Raw genomic sequence first — 15,332 nt, forward strand, 5'->3', positions numbered from 1 at the left:
GCTTGGTGAAATTAGCGAGGACTTGGCGCAGTTTGCTGAGGCTAACCCCGACAAACCCGTTGCCCCTTTCGGTGTTAACTTGGTTGTACACCCCTCGAATACGCGTTTACCGAGTGACCGAGAAGTGGTCAAGAAGCATAAGGTTCCTTTTGTCATTACCAGTCAGGGCAACCCTGCAGAGATAGTGAAGGAAGTGCATGAGTGGGGCGGTGTTGTCTTTCATGATGTAATTCGGGCAGAGCATGCGAAAAAAGCAATTGCTGCGGGAGTGGATGGAATCATTGTTGTCTCGGCAGGAGCAGGAGGCCATGCGGGTACCGTTAACCCCTTTGCTTTGGTGAGAGAAATTCGAGAATTTTGGGACGGCCCTTTGGCTTTGGCCGGTGCTGTGAATGATGGCTACGGTATACGTGCAGCTGAAGTGCTGGGAGCAGACTTTGCTTATATGGGAACACGCTTTATAGCCACCGAAGAAGCCGAGGTAGACCCTGACTACAAAAAGATGTTGGTTGAATCAGGGATTAAAGATTTGATCTTCACAGATACCTTTACTGGCGTGAAGTGTAACTTCCTTAAGCCGTCAATTGAGCGTGCTGGCGTTGACTTGGCAAGTTACCAGGCCAAGGAAAGTGTCGATCTTGATTTGGCAGGTAGTAATGCATGGAAGGACTTTTGGAGTGCTGGTGAAGGCGTATCGGGCATTCACACAATTAAATCGATGGCTGATTTAGTTAAGGAGCTAAAGGTAGAGTACCTGGGCACAGTTGAAAAGCCGGGCTTTGCCGAGTAAAGGTTATAGTACGGTTAAGCTTGGCGCTGACGATACTGGGCAGGCGATACGTCCGCCCAACGCGTAAATGAAAGCGAATGTGATTTCACTTACGATGTGTTTGAGGGGTTGTTTCACGTCTTTAAGATATTTGCTCCACGTGTTAGAGAGGCAGATGCTGCGCTACAACAGATCGCATTATTTGTCCGGAAAATATTGCGAGCACTTACTCGTCTTTGTACTTGTCAGCGATTGCCAGGAATAAGTGGCAGTTATCCAGAAAGGCATCAAGCATTACCGGGTCAAAATGCTGAGCTCTGCCCTCGCGCATAATCTCTAAAGCTTGTTCATGTGTCATGGCGCTTTTGTAACAACGCTTGGAGATCAAGGCATCATACACATCGGCAATCGCCATTAAGCGTGCAGATAATGGGATAGCTTCTTTGCTTAGCCCTTTAGGGTAGCCAGAGCCATCCCACTTTTCATGATGACATTAAGCGATTTCCTGTGCATATTTCAGGAAGCAATCGCCCTCTTGTGTCCTATTTGATAATTGACGAGCTTTTTGCAGGGCATCGCCGCCTAAAGAAGCGTGACTGCGCATGATCTCCCATTCTTCTGCATCCAGCTTTCCGGGCTTAAGTAGTATTCGATCGGGGATCCCTACCTTTCCAACATCATGCAATGGTGCTGTTCGGAACATTGCATCGATAGCTTCGTCATCTAACTCATCTTTATATTCGGGTAAGTCGCGCACCAGTTCTGCAAGTTGTTTAACGTAATGTTGGGTACGAACGATATGTAATCCGGTTTCCTGGTCACGGGTTTCGGCGAGCGTGGTGAGTGCGTTGATAACGACTTCCTGGGTATATCTAATTTCTTCAGTACGCTCTTGAACGCGTTGTTCAAGTAGCTGATTTTGCTCGGCAAGGGATTTCTTGGCAGCCCGCAAGGTAAGCTGGGTACGAATTCGAGCCAAGACAATGGGGGCTGAAATGGGCTTGGTAATATAGTCGACGGCACCATGGGCCAAGCCCGCGGCTTCGTCACAAACTTGGTTCATTGCGGTAACGAAGATTACGCGAATGTCGGACCACTCATCATGTTCTTTGATGCGGTCAAGCACCTCCATGCCCGACATACCAGGCATATTGACATCGAGCAAGATCAGTTCGATAGACTCATGCTGCTGCTCGAGCTGTTGTAATGCCTGAGTGCCATTAGTGGCGGCAATAAGATCGAACTCGGATTTGAGTGCTTCAGAAAGTAGACGTAAATTGATAGGTTCATCATCAACTATCATAATGAGCGGCTTGCTCATAGATATATCCTTTTAAGTAATTGTCCTAGAGTGCCTTGGTGCTAAAAACTATGCTATATAAGTATGCAGAGGATAGATCCGATGTCCAATAATTGCTGTTTCAATAAGTCGTGTAATTGATAAAGACACACGTTAAAATCGACAAATTCACTAAAATATAACAAAAGGCATAAATCATAAATGAGTGAACATGATTCTTCTTCCATCTTGTCATTAGTCGAAGCTCGTATTTTGGGGGCCTTGATGGAGAAACAGCTAACCACACCCGATGTCTATCCTTTAACGCTCAATAGCCTGGTGACAGCCTGCAATCAGAAAACTAGCCGTGAACCGGTGATGGATCTTTCTGAAGGTGATGTTCAACAGAGCCTTTATGACTTACAGAAGCGGGCCTTGGTAAAATTTGAGTACGGTTCAAGAGCGGATAAATATGACCAGCGTCTGACGCGTGAATATCATATGAATGACGCAGAGCACGCTATCTTTTGCATGCTCTTGCTGCGAGGCCCGCAGACGGTGAATGAGCTTCTCACCCGAACCCGCAGAATGTATGAGTTTTCAGGGCCAGAAGAACTAATTGCTTTAGTCGATAAGCTGCTAAACAGAACAACACCATTGATGTGTCGCTTACCGTCGTCTGCCGGACAGCGGGAAGATCGTTATATGCACCTGCTCAGTGGGGAGCCTGATATGACGCAAATACAAGAGCCTTCAACACCAGTAAGCGACTCTTCAGCGTCTTCAGATGAGCTCTTCGCTCGAATTGAAGAGCTTGAGAAACAAGTCGCTTGGCTGATGGAGCAGAAGCAGTAAGCAAACACTAATAATAGCGAATAGAGCGAAGGCTAAAATAAGCTTTCGTGACGGTCGATATTAGAAAGCGGAATCGTGATAAATGGCAGGCCTAGGGCATCGGTCTTCACCTTGGCCTGTAAGACTTGGCTACGATTTTCGCTGCCGGTTTCGCCGATGTAGTAATACATTTCTGCGATACCGTGGAATTTCTCTAAAGTGATGATGTTTAGCTGAGTGTTTTCAGCGACCCCTGGAACATAGCCAAAGGGTATGGCAATACCAAAGTTGTCCAAGTCTGTGCCAAGAGAGGTGTAGAAGGCTGTCATCACCTGTTCAGACTCTTCTTGTGTGGCCACAACATTGATACCGAAACGGCTTTCTAACTCAATCGCCAAACGTTTGTCGGCATAAGCTTTAAGGGGTGAATCACTTAAAAAGTAAGAGTTGATATAAACGTTTTTACCTTCGAGTGCATCTAGCTTTTCATCTTCAATACTTCTGACCAGATCATCGATGCTATGTGTGACTAAGCGCTGAGCAGTAGCCCCCCCCAAGGTTCCTTGTAAGTCACGGGTTGAGCATGCTGCAAGTACTAAGCATATAAGAAATAATAAAATAAGGCGCATGGTAATTATCCATTATAAAATTCTAAAGGCCTAAGGTAGCTTATGTGCTATAAAGATGGAATGGAGGTAGCAGGAAAAAATGGAATTGCAGCGGGGTTTATTTATTCACTAGTGTTAGTTAATAATAAACCCCTGATAGAGGTTATGCCTGTTGCTTGCGTCGAGCTGCACCAAGGCCTAGTAATCCAAGACCTAATAATGCAAAAGTTGCTGGCTCATCGACTGAAACTGAATTTTCAGAGTCTGTACTTAGAACAACGTTGTCTAGCATGATACCCATGTTGTCTGCACCAGCGTGATTAAAGCTGATCACATCTGTTGTTTCTTGAGCAATATTAAATGTACGTGTCACTGTTTCCCAGCCTTGAAAGGCAACTCGAGAGAAGTCTTCGTTAAAGAATCCGCCTAAAGTGACTTGCATTTCGTCGAAAAATGACTGGGGGCGCTGACTACCTGAGATGTCAAAGCTCAGAGTATATGTACCTGCTGCCAAAGTAAGTGCATTAGAAGAAAATATGCCCGCATTGCCGCTAGATCCATCAAGGTCAACGCACTTTCCTGAATAACCTGCACAGTTGAGGCCCCAATCACCTTGAGCTACAAGGTCGACTGTGCCGTCAGATACGTTCCAGTTAGTGAAGTTGTTATAGTCAGTATCAGAACCTGTGTGAACTGTAACGTCAGGTACTTCGGAATCAAAATTATCTGAAAAGATAATGCCAGCATTAGCACTAACACATGCTGCACTTAACAAAGCGGCAGAGATGATTTTCTTCATGGTGTTTACTCCCTTAAATTTAGTGTTAAAAACGATCTAATTTAAAGCATTAATCGTGCCATTGAAGATATACGTCAATAAAACAGCTGCTTAGGAATATGTGTCACTCTTGAGTGTAAAAAAAGTCGACGCTATTTGTTGCGTTTGGTCAAATTTGTGAACTCAGTCTATTCCAAGTAGCTTATGCATTTGTAAAGTTAAGCGCCATTGAGGATGGCTCAGGCAATAGTCGAGGGCTAAACGGGTATTGTTTATTTTGTCTGGGTCTTCACCAAAGCGCACAGCGGGGCTGGCCATGGGCGATAAAAAATAGTGATCAGCAGGGAAGTCTTGATAGGCTTCGGGGAGTGCATCGCTCTGAGGATAAACCAGCTTCAGTTCATCACAGCGATCAAAAACAATGCTTGATTTGCCTTTTGGGCTAAGGCATACCCAGTCAATACCCTCAGGAAGAGGGAGCGTGCCGTTGCTCTCAATAGCGATCTCAAAACCTAGCTGATGCATCAACTCTATCAGTTTTGGGTCAAGCTGAAGTAGTGGTTCTCCGCCAGTGAAGATAACGTAGGGTTTGGCTATACTCTTACGGCTTGAAGAAGAGCTGGCGAGTACTTGATTGCTGTCCCAGAGTGATTGAATTTTTGTTGCCAATGCTTGGGCATTAGCAAACTCGCCACCATTTTGCCCATCTGTGCCAAGAATATCTGTGTCGCAGAAATTGCACACAGCGTCTGCCCGGCTATCTTCTCTCCCATTCCATAAATTGCACTTACTAAAACGACAAAATACAGCTGCACGCCCTGCACGAGCGCCTTCGCCTTGCAGGCTGTAAAACATCTCTTTAATTCGATATTGCTGTTTACTGCTTTTTGTCACGGTCTTTTTGTGCTCTGGTAAGGGGCTTAGAGAGGGCCTTAATGACTTAAGGTCTTCTCAGGGCTATTTGCTGAAGTGTACTGGTATGAGCGAAATGAATGGCTTTTAGTTTTCGCCGGTAATCGCTTTCAGTGTTTCGTTACGAGATTCCATCATATCACGGACGGCTTTTGCGTCACTCATTGCATTGAATGCATCATCAGCTGTTAGTTGGCCATCTGCCAGGGTTTCTGACATTTTGGGTTGTGGTGCATAGGCTGAGGTAGACTCTTCGTCCGACTCGATTTTCACACTTTGGATAATATTAACATTGGTGTTTACATTCATGGTTGATACGTTCTGAGCCCCTGCTGGGGGTCTATCACCATAGTGCCACATGCCTGTTGCGTCTTGCCATTTGTAGAAGGACACTTTGTTACTGCTGCTTGAGCTGGTTGTCGAGCTCGAGCTTTCATTGCCGGTAAGGCTGTCGGGTAGTATTTTATCAGGAATCAGGTCGGCAGACGTCGGCATGGCGAGTGTAGGCTTACCATTGTCCATCTTAAAGAAAAAAGGCAAGATGATTGCGGCGGCAAGAATGCTGATGGTAATAAAACGAGAAATCATTTTCATGGTGACAAGTTCCTGTGTCTTTGTGCTATTAAGATCATGTTTTGTGTTGTTAATAGCTAATATTGTGTTTACAAATTTGTGACTGGATTTCAGAGTCGGAGCAATTTGGTAAACAAGTTCGAATACATAATAATAGATGTGATTTCGGCAGCCTGCTAGCTAATAAATTACCAATCAGAATATCGATCGTGTCTCCGTTCTGCTCAAATGGAATCGTCTGAGATAGCTTAAACAGTAAAGCATGTTCGACTTGTTCGGCTTGCAGCTCGTTTTGCTGAACGTCCTTTCTTAGCGCACCTTTGGGTAGACTTTTTCTTACCTGCCTAAGTGGTGCAACGACTTGTTCGTGCCAAGAGTCTAGCTCTTCGTTGATGTTGGGTAGCAGCGGTGTAATATTCTTTTTCATAAGCCCAGCCCACATTGCAAAGAGTGATAGGTTGACGCGAAAGCCTTGGGCATCTTGTAGGTCTAATAAGGTGTCTTGCAGTGTTTTATTCTTCCACAGCTTAAGTGAACATAGCCAAAATTCATTCTCTAGAGAGAGGGCGTTCATTTCTGCTGCCGATATTGCGGTGATAGAGGGGCGGCTATGAGTCATTTGGTTAGAGCATATTTGATAAGTGTAAATCGAAATAAATCCATAGGAATTTATCGGCATCTTAGGATTGATGTTGCGTAGGATATCCGCTACCGTCTGCGCCATCCAGACATATCTTATCAGTAAAGGCAGGTTTCCTGAATGTTAAAGATCGATGCATTGACCCTACGAAGAGGCCCGGAGCCTTTATTAGCCGAGGCGAATGCCCTTGTGCATGCCGGTCAACGTGTGGCGATTATTGGCGCCAACGGGGCAGGAAAAACAAGCTTGTTTAAACTTATCTTAGGCGAACTTAGCCCGGATTCGGGTGCCTATTCTTTGCCCGGTAACTGCCGTGTTTCTCATATGGCTCAGGAAGTCACAGCAGGAGAGCGAACGGCTAAAGATTATGTGCTCGATGGCCATCAGCAGCTCCGTAGTCTGGAGGCTGAATTAAAACAAGCTGAAGCCGCACACGATGACCATAAAATTGCTGAACTCCATGGAGAGCTGGAGCACATAGGTGCCTATGAAGCACCAGTTATCGTGGAAAAGTTACTGCATGGTTTGGGATTTGATCAGAAAGACATGCAGCGCCCGGTTAATGACTTCTCTGGTGGTTGGCGAATTCGTTTGAATTTGGCGCAAGCACTGATGTGCCCTTCTGACCTATTGTTGCTGGATGAGCCGACGAACCACTTGGATCTAGATGCGATGCTCTGGCTGGAGCAATGGCTGAAACGTTACGAAGGTACGGTGTTATTCATTTCTCATGACCGTGACTTCATTGATGCCGTGTCGACACATATTCTTCACTTCGAACACAAGCAGCTGAATCAATATACAGGAACTTATAGTGAGTTCGAGACGCAGCGTGCTCAAAAGCTTGCTCAGCAGCAATCTCAGTATGAAAAGCAGCAGCAGCGTATTAGCGAAATTCAGTCTTTTGTAAATCGCTTTAAAGCGAAAGCGACCAAGGCAAAACAGGCTCAGAGTCGTGTTAAAGAACTTGCTAGAATGGAGCTTATTGCCCCGGCTCATATTGATTCACCGTTTAACTTTAGCTTTCCTGAGAGCGACAAAATATCTAGCCCATTACTAAGCATTCAAAAAGCAGACTTGGGCTATGAGCAGAAAGCAGTGCTCGAAGATTTTACTACCAGCATCTTACCGGGTACACGAGTAGGCCTTCTAGGGCCAAACGGTGCCGGTAAGTCGACTTTAATCAAAAGCCTGGTAGGTGATTTAGCTCAGCTTAGTGGTCAGCGTGCAGAAGGAGAGCACCTTCGAATTGGCTATTTTGCCCAGCACCAGTTGGAAGCCTTGGATCTGAGCGCGAGCCCTTTCTTGCACTTGCAGAGAATTAACCCAAAAGCGACGGATCAAGAAATTCGTAACTTTTTAGGTGGTTTTGATTTTAGAGGCGACGCTGCATTGGAGACCATCGAGCGTTTCTCGGGTGGAGAAAAAGCTCGCTTGGCTTTGGCGATTATTGCTTGGCAGAAACCAAACCTTCTAATGCTTGATGAACCGACTAACCACTTGGATTTGGAAATGCGTCATGCGCTGACGATGGCTTTGCAGGCTTTCCAGGGAGCAATATTGGTAGTTTCGCATGATCGTCATTTACTAAAGAATACCGTCGACACCTTCTGGCTGGTGGCAAACGGGAAAGTCGAAGAGTTTAAAGGCGACCTGCACGATTACGAAGTTTGGTTGCAAGACTTCCATAAAGAGTCGAGTAAAACTGAAACTGTAGAGACAGACAGTGCAGACAAGCAAAATGAATCAGCGGAAGATAAAAAGGAACGCAAGCGTATCGCTGCGGAGCTTCGTCAGAAATTGAGCCCACTGAAGAAAAAGCTCAAAACCGCAGAAAAGGCGATGGAGAAGCACCAAGAAGCTTTAGCTGAGCTCGAAGAGAAACTCGCTGCCCCAGAGATTTATCAAGCTGAAAATAAAGCCAAGTTGAAAGAATTGATGGATGAGCAGGCAACACATAAAGTCGGTTTAGAAGAATCCGAGATGGAATGGTTTGAACTGAGTGAAGAGATCGAAACGGCCGAGAGCCAGATGTAGTTTTTTCTCAAAGCTTGGTTTTAGTGTAGGCAGAGAGCTCCGTCTTTTGCAGGATCAATCTCGTGCTAGCCCGCTTGCGAGCCGTGGAAGGCTCTGCCTACAAGTTTGTGGATTCACAGGTAGCGGGCAAATAACGATTATCGTAGGCAGAGGGTTCCATCCCTCGCAGGTCGATGCCCCGTGCTAGGCGTGGAAGCCTCTGCTTACAGATGCTTCTACTTGGCCTTTAATGCCTCACCCGAAAATGAAATGCCTTTCCAGCCTTGAGTAATAAAGTTGCGAATGTTTTGGTGGTCATTGCCCTCAGGGTTCTTGAGCACATCTTCGCGATAGTATTGACCAAAACAAGTTAGAGTTTGTTGCTCATCCAGGTTTTGAAGCTGGGCAAAAGCAAAGAGTTTGCAGGAGCCCGAGTTCTGCCCTGCCTCATTGGCTTGCTCGCCATTTTGAAAGGCTGTGGGTGTAAATTCATATAGCTCGTCAATAATTGCCATTGTATCTTCAAACTGAATGCTGCTTGCATCTTGGTTTAAACGTTGGACGAAAGTCTCTAAATTAGACAAAGTTTTCTCCCTGGGTGGTGAATATAATGAATTTTATATGATATCACTTTACTTGCCGGATTTTTCCAATTAAACTTCGCGCCCCTAAGTGGAACTGTGTCTATATTTTGATCGCTGTGCCAGTAAGCCAAGCTTGCTGAAATGTGCACTGCAGCCATAGCTCAGTAAGAATTTATCAATATAACTTTATTGGAACAGGTAATTTTAATGCCTTCTGTAAAATTGAAAGAAAACGAGCCATTTGATATCGCTCTTCGTCGTTTTAAGCGTACTTGTGAAAAAGCAGGTGTTTTGTCTGAAGTTCGTCGTCGTGAATTCTACGAGAAGCCTACTTCTGTACGTAAGCGTAAAGCAGCTGCAGCTGTTAAGCGTCACGCGAAGAAGGTTCAGCGCGAAACAAAACGTTTCGAAAGACTGTACTAAGATTTGTCACCACTCTTTGTCTATATTTTAGATAAAGAGAATGTGAGCGATAAAACGACAAGGTCTAGGATAATGATATTCTAGCCTATTGTTGTTTTTTGCGTTTTAAGCAGATAAAACTTTACCCTTGCTCTATCAGGTTGATCGCGATATGCGAGTGTCTTGGTACGGTCGTTATGCAGGTAGGGTTCTACAGCAATGTAATTAGATGGAGTTTAGTGTGAGCGAAGCCGGTGCAAGTACTTTAAAGGCAAGTATTACCTCTGCAATGAAAGAGGCAATGAAAGCTCGCGCAAAAGAGCGTCTAGCGACTATCCGTTTAATTCTGGCTGAGTTTAAGCGTATCGAAGTTGATGAGCGTATAGAGTTAGATGATGCTCGTGTGCTTGCTGTGCTAGATAAAATGCTTAAACAGCGTCGAGATTCAATTAGTCAGTACGAAGCAGCAAGCCGCCAAGATCTTGCGGATGTAGAAGCTGGCGAAATCGCTGTGATTGAGACGTTTCTACCCGCGGCACTGACTGCCGAGGAAATTGATGCTTTGGTCGCCGAGGCAGTGGCGAGCTCTGGAGCAGAATCAGTTCGGGATATGGGCAAGGTGATGGCGGTGCTTAAGCCTCAGCTTCAAGGTCGAGCTGACGTCGGTAAGGTAAGCCAGATCGTTAAGCAGCGCTTAGCTAGCTAGACTTCAATTCCAATTATCTCTTGAACAGAGCGGGTCTACTACAAGGTAGTCATTTAGTCTTTGTTTCATGGCTTATGCTATATTATGCATCTTCATTGAGTAGTGTGTCGTAGCAGATGGCAGGATTAATCCCACAAGATTTTATAGAAGACCTCGTCGCGCGAGTGCCTATCGCCGAAGTTGTGGGTTCGCGCGTACAGCTTAAAAAAGCGGGTACTGCACTGAAGGCCTGTTGTCCTTTCCATCAAGAAAAAACACCCTCTTTTCACGTTAACGCTCAAAAGAACTTCTACCACTGCTTTGGTTGTGGCGCGAGTGGTAACAGTATTAACTTCCTGCGCGAACACGATAACCTGGATTTTAATGAAGCGGTTGAAGAGCTGGCGAAGATCGCTGGCATCGAGGTGCCGAGAGACGAAAAAGTCCAAAAGGTATACAGCCTTCAAGCAAAGTTGTGGGAAGCTTTAGAGTACGCAAATCTGAAATACAGGGATGCGCTAAAGTCTCATGCCAATAAATCGCGTGCTCAGGACTACCTGAAAAGGCGTGGCTTGTCGGACGAAGTGATTGAGCGCTTCGCTATCGGCTTTGCACCGGCCGAGCGGGATTTTCTGAGTGCTAAAGCCGCCCCAGAAACCTTAAAGTCACTCATTCAGACCAAAACCGTTCTCGATAAGTACGACAACCCCTTTGATCTATTTCAAGATCGCTTAATGTTCCCTATTCGAAATAGCCGCGGTAAGACTGTGGCTTTTGGGGGGCGAACCTTAGGGGACGACAAAGCTAAATACATCAACTCACCTGAATCGGAAGTTTTCCACAAAAGTAATGAGCTTTACGGTCTGTATGAAGCGAACCAGGCAACCCGACATCTTGATAAGTTGTTGGTAGTGGAAGGCTATATGGACGTTGTGGCGCTAGCGCAGTACGGTATTAACTATGCGGTAGCCACCTTAGGGACGGCGACAAATAGCGAAAACCTCTCTCACCTCTTACGACGGTGTAAGCACATTATTTTCTGTTTTGATGGCGATCGAGCCGGATTACAGGCTGCAAGAAAGGCAATGGAAAACGCCTTGCCTATGTTTGAAGATGGGATGCAGCTGGATTTTCTATTACTTCCCGAAGGAGAAGACCCAGATACCCTAGTGAGAGATGAGGGTAAAGATGCATTTGAAGCAAGAGTGAATGGTGCGCAGCCTTTATCGGAATTTATGTTCAAAATTTATTCGGAAGGCTTGGATCTGAATATTGCAGAGCATAAAGGCATGCTAAAGCAGCAAGCTGAAGCCCAGATCGAGCAGGTGAAGTCTTTCGTTTTAAAGAATGCCTTAAGGCAGAAACTGAATTCACTCATGTTCAAACGTAGGAATAAGTTCAGACAAGACAAGCCTGAAGAGTCTCAGGACTTAGTTGGCGCCAGGGTGATTCCTGACCCGGATACTAGCCTTTGTTTAGCGCTATATTACCAGCCAAGTCAGGCTGAAAATTATCTAAGTATGATCAGTGGGCACCAAGGGTTTCAGCAAACTCGTGACTTCGCAGAGTTTCTCTTTCTTCAAAAAATAGCAACGACTCAGTCTTTGTTGTTATTTCTGGCTACGGATGAAGTGGGTTATCGTGCTCAGTTCTCTAGCTTATTTGATCGCTTGGAATGGGTGCCCGACGCGAAGGAAATCCAGGACGTTGCGACTGACTTGCTGCAACGGCTGAAGAATAAACAAACCCAGAATGACGCCTTGAAAGCAACAAAATTCAATAAGCTTCCTAGTGAAATGAGCGAATCTGAAAAGCAAGCGCTAAGAGCTATTTCCCTAAGGAAATCTAAGTAAAAGGCCTTTTAGTATTCGAAACGGCCAAATTTATGAAAGTTATTCCAATTCAGACTTGAAAAATCTCATTTTGGATCCATATTGATTTGGTTGAAAAGCAAACTTTCTATATAATGGCCGACTATTTTTTGATCGGCCATCAGTAACGAATTCCAACTTATAGGATAGACATGTCAGGCAATTCACAACAGTCTCGTTTAAAAGATCTCATCGCCCGCGGTAAAGAACAAGGGTACCTGACTTACTCAGAAGTAAACGACCACCTTCCAGAAGATATTGCGGATCCGGATCAGGTTGAAGACATTATTCGCATGATCAACGACATGGGTATTCAGGTTGTTGAAGTTGCGCCTGATGCTGATTCATTGCTTATGTCAGATGGAGATTCAACAGACGAAGTGGCGGCGGCTGAAGCAGCTGCGGCACTGGCAGCAGTAGAAACCGAAGCAGGCAGAACAACTGACCCAGTACGTATGTATATGCGTGAAATGGGTACTGTAGAGCTACTAACGCGTGAAGGCGAAATTCGTATCGCCAAGCGTATCGAAGAAGGTGTTCGGGATGTGATGGCATCTTTGGCTCACTTTCCGGGTGTCGTTCAGGGTATCTTGGATCGATATGACACGACAGTGGAAGAAGAAGGCCGTCTAAGTGACATTATTTCAGGCTTTGTTGACCCAGAGACCGATGCGATTCCTGCACCGGCTCCTATAGTCGAAGCGAATAGTGCTGATTCCGACGACGATGACGAAGAAGAGGGCGAGAAAGGCCCTGATCCAGAAGAAGTGCGTGAGCGCATGGATGAACTTCGTGCTCAGCTAGCGGTAGCCTTAGCAGAAGAAGCAAAGCATACTCGTAGCAGTAAAGAAGCAGCTAAAGCTTATAATGAGCTAGGTAAACTGTTTGCACCGTTTAAATTGAGTGCCAAGCAGTTCGATGCCTTGATCGTTGAAGTTCGTACTACCAACGAAATCGTTAGGATTAATGAGCGTGCAGTTATGGCGCTTTGCTCCAGATATTGCGGTATGGATCGTAAAGAGTTCATCAAACGATTCCCGGGTAATGAAGCAAACCTACAGTGGATTGACGGCCTAATTGAAGAAAGTCACCCCTGTGCAGCGAAGCTAGAAGCGAACCGTGTTGAAATTACGCGTGCGCAAAGAAAGATCGCAGAAATGGCTAACATAACTGGCATGACCATCGCTGAAATTAAAGACGTCAACCGTCGTGTATCGATTGGTGAAGCAAAAGCGCGTCGTGCGAAAAAGGAAATGGTAGAAGCCAACCTTCGTTTGGTTATCTCCATCGCGAAGAAATATACCAACCGTGGCCTACAGTTCCTGGATCTTATTCAGGAAGGTAACATTGGCTTGATGAAAGCGGTAGATAAGTTCGAATATCGCCGTGGTTACAAGTTCTCGACTTACGCTACATGGTGGATTCGTCAGGCAATTACTCGTTCTATTGCTGACCAGGCACGTACGATCCGTATTCCGGTACACATGATCGAAACCATTAATAAATTGAACCGCATCTCACGCCAGATGCTTCAGGAAATGGGCCGCGAGCCAACACCTGAAGAGTTAGGTGAGCGCATGGATATGCCTGAAGACAAGGTACGTAAAGTCCTTAAGATTGCTAAAGAACCAATCTCAATGGAAACGCCTATTGGTGATGACGAAGATTCACACTTGGGTGACTTTATCGAAGATGGCCAGGCAGAATCGCCCGTTGATACGGCTACAGGCCAGGGCTTAAGAGAGTCTACACGTACGGTTCTTTCCGGACTAACTGCTAGAGAAGCAAAAGTACTACGTATGCGTTTTGGTATCGAAATGAACACAGACCATACTTTGGAAGAAGTAGGTAAGCAGTTCGACGTAACGCGTGAGCGTATCCGTCAGATCGAAGCGAAAGCGCTAAGAAAACTACGCCATCCAAGCCGCTCAGATCACCTAAGAAGCTTCCTGGACGAATAAGCATTTTCCTCTAGCATCTTCTTTCGGGGCGCATTATAATGCGCCCCGTATTGATCAAGAACTCTCTGGATCATCTCTTGGCTCAAAGCCAAAATCAGTGCCCCCTTAGCTCAGTTGGTTAGAGCACCCGACTCATAATCGGTAGGTCCCCTGTTCAAGTCAGGGAGGGGGCACCATTTTTCTTCTTTTATTTCAATTGGTTATTTTAGTAGCTGGCATGCTTGGAATAAGTTGTGCTACATCAGTGCTACATTGGCCTCATTGTTGATTTGCACCCAAAACTGACCCACTAAAGCCATATATTTGCATCGAATTTTGACCCACGTATAAACCTATCCCTGCTTCAGCAAAGCAGGAGAAAATGGAGTGATAGACGTGGCTCTACTAAGCGTAATTCGACGCTCGCATATTCGGGAGGGACAATCGATTCGATCGATTGCTCGGAAGACCGGATTGTCACGAATTACTGTTCGTAAATACCTCAATAATAGAAATTTAGACCCAAGCTACCCTGCAAGGAAGTCGCCGAGTAAGCTGGATGACTACGAGAAGACCTTAACCTGCTGGCTTCACCGTGAGGTGAAAAAGCATCGAAAGCAGCGTAAGTCAGTCAAGCAGCTATACCAGGATTTAGTACAACTGGGTTACACCGGTTCCTATGATCGTGTTGCTGCGTTTGCACGGCAGTGGCGACAAGAGCAACATGAAGCAAAGAGCACTGCCGCTAAGCGAGTCTATGTTCCACTGACTTTTGCACCAGGCGAAGCATTCCAGTTTGATTGGGGCGAAGATTTCGCCACGATCAATGGTCGGAAGTGCTGCCTTCAAGTTGCTTACTTCAAGCTAAGCAATAGTCGAGCTTTCTTCCTGCGAGCTTATTACAAACAAACGCACGAGATGCTGTTTGATGCACACAATCATGCATTTCGGGTCTTTGGTGGCGTGCCTGAACGCGGCATCTACGACAACATGAAGACTGCTGTGGATAAGGTACGATCAGGTAAACAGCGCGATGTTAATCGCCGATTCCAAACGCTAGTCAGTCATTATCTGTTTGAAGCTGAGTTCTGTAATCCAGCTGCAGGTTGGGAGAACGGCCAAGTCGAGAAAAAGGTGCGAGATGCTCGGCATCAGTTATGTCATACCGCTCCCAAGTTCAAGACTCTCGAAGAACTTAATGCTTGGCTTGAACGCCAATGTATTGAACTGTGGCACCGCCAAAAACACCCAGAACAATCCAATCTAACGGTTGCTGAATGCTGGCGACAAGAACGGCCATGTTTAATGCCTGTCCCAGCGCCATTCGATGGCTATGTAGAAGAGACTAAGCGAGTCTCTTCTACATGCTTAATTACGTTCGAGCGTAACCGCTATAGTGTCCCGGCAAGCTTTGCTAACCAGCATGTGAGTCTTCATGTTT

General features: G+C 45.7%; 15 protein-coding genes, 1 tRNA gene and 1 pseudogene. 9 read left to right on the plus strand and 8 right to left on the minus strand.

Features of this window, described 5'->3' with window-relative positions:
* Positions 1-790: nitronate monooxygenase family protein (locus A3735_RS04705; RefSeq protein WP_068637664.1), on the plus strand; the 790-nt coding region annotated here is incomplete at its 5' end.
* Between the two features lie 205 nt (positions 791-995).
* Here A3735_RS04705 and A3735_RS30285 read toward each other — a convergent pair.
* Both A3735_RS30285 and A3735_RS04710 read right to left on the minus strand, forming a co-directional pair.
* Positions 996-1,247 (minus strand): annotated as a pseudogene (locus A3735_RS30285) (HD-GYP domain-containing protein); the annotation flags it as partial.
* A gap of 15 nt (positions 1,248-1,262) precedes the next feature.
* Positions 1,263-2,090 (minus strand): two-component system response regulator, encoded by an 828-nt coding sequence (locus A3735_RS04710; protein ID WP_197476242.1) that lies wholly within the window; start codon positions 2,088-2,090, stop codon positions 1,263-1,265.
* A gap of 180 nt (positions 2,091-2,270) precedes the next feature.
* Between A3735_RS04710 and A3735_RS04715 the strand changes: the two genes are divergently transcribed.
* Positions 2,271-2,903 (plus strand): YceH family protein, encoded by a 633-nt coding sequence (locus tag A3735_RS04715; protein ID WP_068507027.1) that lies wholly within the window; start codon positions 2,271-2,273, stop codon positions 2,901-2,903.
* Positions 2,904-2,935: 32 nt separating this feature from the next.
* On the opposite strand, the gene A3735_RS04720 is transcribed toward A3735_RS04715, so the two are convergent.
* From A3735_RS04720 to A3735_RS04740, 5 genes are all read right to left on the minus strand, one after another.
* On the minus strand, positions 2,936-3,511 hold the full coding sequence (locus A3735_RS04720; protein WP_068507028.1) for a hypothetical protein: 576 nt from the start codon (positions 3,509-3,511) through the stop codon (positions 2,936-2,938).
* Between the two features lie 142 nt (positions 3,512-3,653).
* The gene (locus A3735_RS04725) at positions 3,654-4,289 is read right to left on the minus strand and encodes a PEP-CTERM sorting domain-containing protein (RefSeq protein ID WP_068507031.1); all 636 of its coding nucleotides are present in this window, start codon (positions 4,287-4,289) and stop codon (positions 3,654-3,656) included.
* A gap of 162 nt (positions 4,290-4,451) precedes the next feature.
* Entirely contained in the window at positions 4,452-5,123 is a 672-nt protein-coding gene (queE, locus tag A3735_RS04730; protein WP_068507075.1) for a 7-carboxy-7-deazaguanine synthase, read from the minus strand.
* A 144-nt stretch (positions 5,124-5,267) separates the two neighbouring features.
* Positions 5,268-5,774, minus strand: a complete 507-nt coding sequence (locus A3735_RS04735; protein WP_068507034.1) for a DUF4124 domain-containing protein — start codon at positions 5,772-5,774, stop codon at positions 5,268-5,270.
* 49 nt (positions 5,775-5,823) lie between these two features.
* Positions 5,824-6,477, minus strand: a complete 654-nt coding sequence (locus A3735_RS04740) for a DUF2390 domain-containing protein (protein WP_068507042.1) — start codon at positions 6,475-6,477, stop codon at positions 5,824-5,826.
* Between the two features lie 36 nt (positions 6,478-6,513).
* On the opposite strand from A3735_RS04740, the gene A3735_RS04745 reads away from it, so the two are divergent.
* A complete protein-coding gene (locus tag A3735_RS04745) occupies positions 6,514-8,430 on the plus strand; it encodes an ATP-binding cassette domain-containing protein (RefSeq protein WP_068507044.1) in 1,917 nt (638 codons plus the stop codon).
* 215 nt (positions 8,431-8,645) lie between these two features.
* On the opposite strand, the gene A3735_RS04750 is transcribed toward A3735_RS04745, so the two are convergent.
* On the minus strand, positions 8,646-8,993 hold the full coding sequence (locus tag A3735_RS04750) for a HopJ type III effector protein (RefSeq protein WP_068507046.1): 348 nt from the start codon (positions 8,991-8,993) through the stop codon (positions 8,646-8,648).
* Positions 8,994-9,200: 207 nt separating this feature from the next.
* On the opposite strand from A3735_RS04750, the gene rpsU reads away from it, so the two are divergent.
* The 6 genes from rpsU to istA all read left to right on the plus strand — a co-directional run.
* Positions 9,201-9,416 carry a 30S ribosomal protein S21 gene (gene rpsU / locus A3735_RS04755; protein WP_068507050.1) on the plus strand — a complete coding sequence of 72 codons (216 nt, stop codon included), beginning with the start codon at positions 9,201-9,203 and terminating at the stop codon, positions 9,414-9,416.
* Positions 9,417-9,636: 220 nt separating this feature from the next.
* A complete protein-coding gene (locus A3735_RS04760) occupies positions 9,637-10,101 on the plus strand; it encodes a GatB/YqeY domain-containing protein (protein WP_255374951.1) in 465 nt (154 codons plus the stop codon).
* Between the two features lie 116 nt (positions 10,102-10,217).
* The gene (gene dnaG / locus A3735_RS04765; protein ID WP_068507061.1) at positions 10,218-11,933 is read left to right on the plus strand and encodes a DNA primase; all 1,716 of its coding nucleotides are present in this window, start codon (positions 10,218-10,220) and stop codon (positions 11,931-11,933) included.
* 170 nt (positions 11,934-12,103) lie between these two features.
* Complete coding sequence (rpoD, locus tag A3735_RS04770; protein ID WP_068507063.1) at positions 12,104-13,912, plus strand: RNA polymerase sigma factor RpoD; 1,809 nt, start codon at positions 12,104-12,106, stop codon at positions 13,910-13,912.
* Positions 13,913-14,011: 99 nt separating this feature from the next.
* Positions 14,012-14,088, plus strand: a tRNA-Ile gene (locus A3735_RS04775).
* A 190-nt stretch (positions 14,089-14,278) separates the two neighbouring features.
* A partial coding sequence (gene istA / locus A3735_RS04780; protein WP_156499404.1) for an IS21 family transposase occupies positions 14,279-15,332 on the plus strand: 1,054 nt, incomplete at its 3' end.

The organism is Oleiphilus sp. HI0061 (assembly GCF_001635675.1).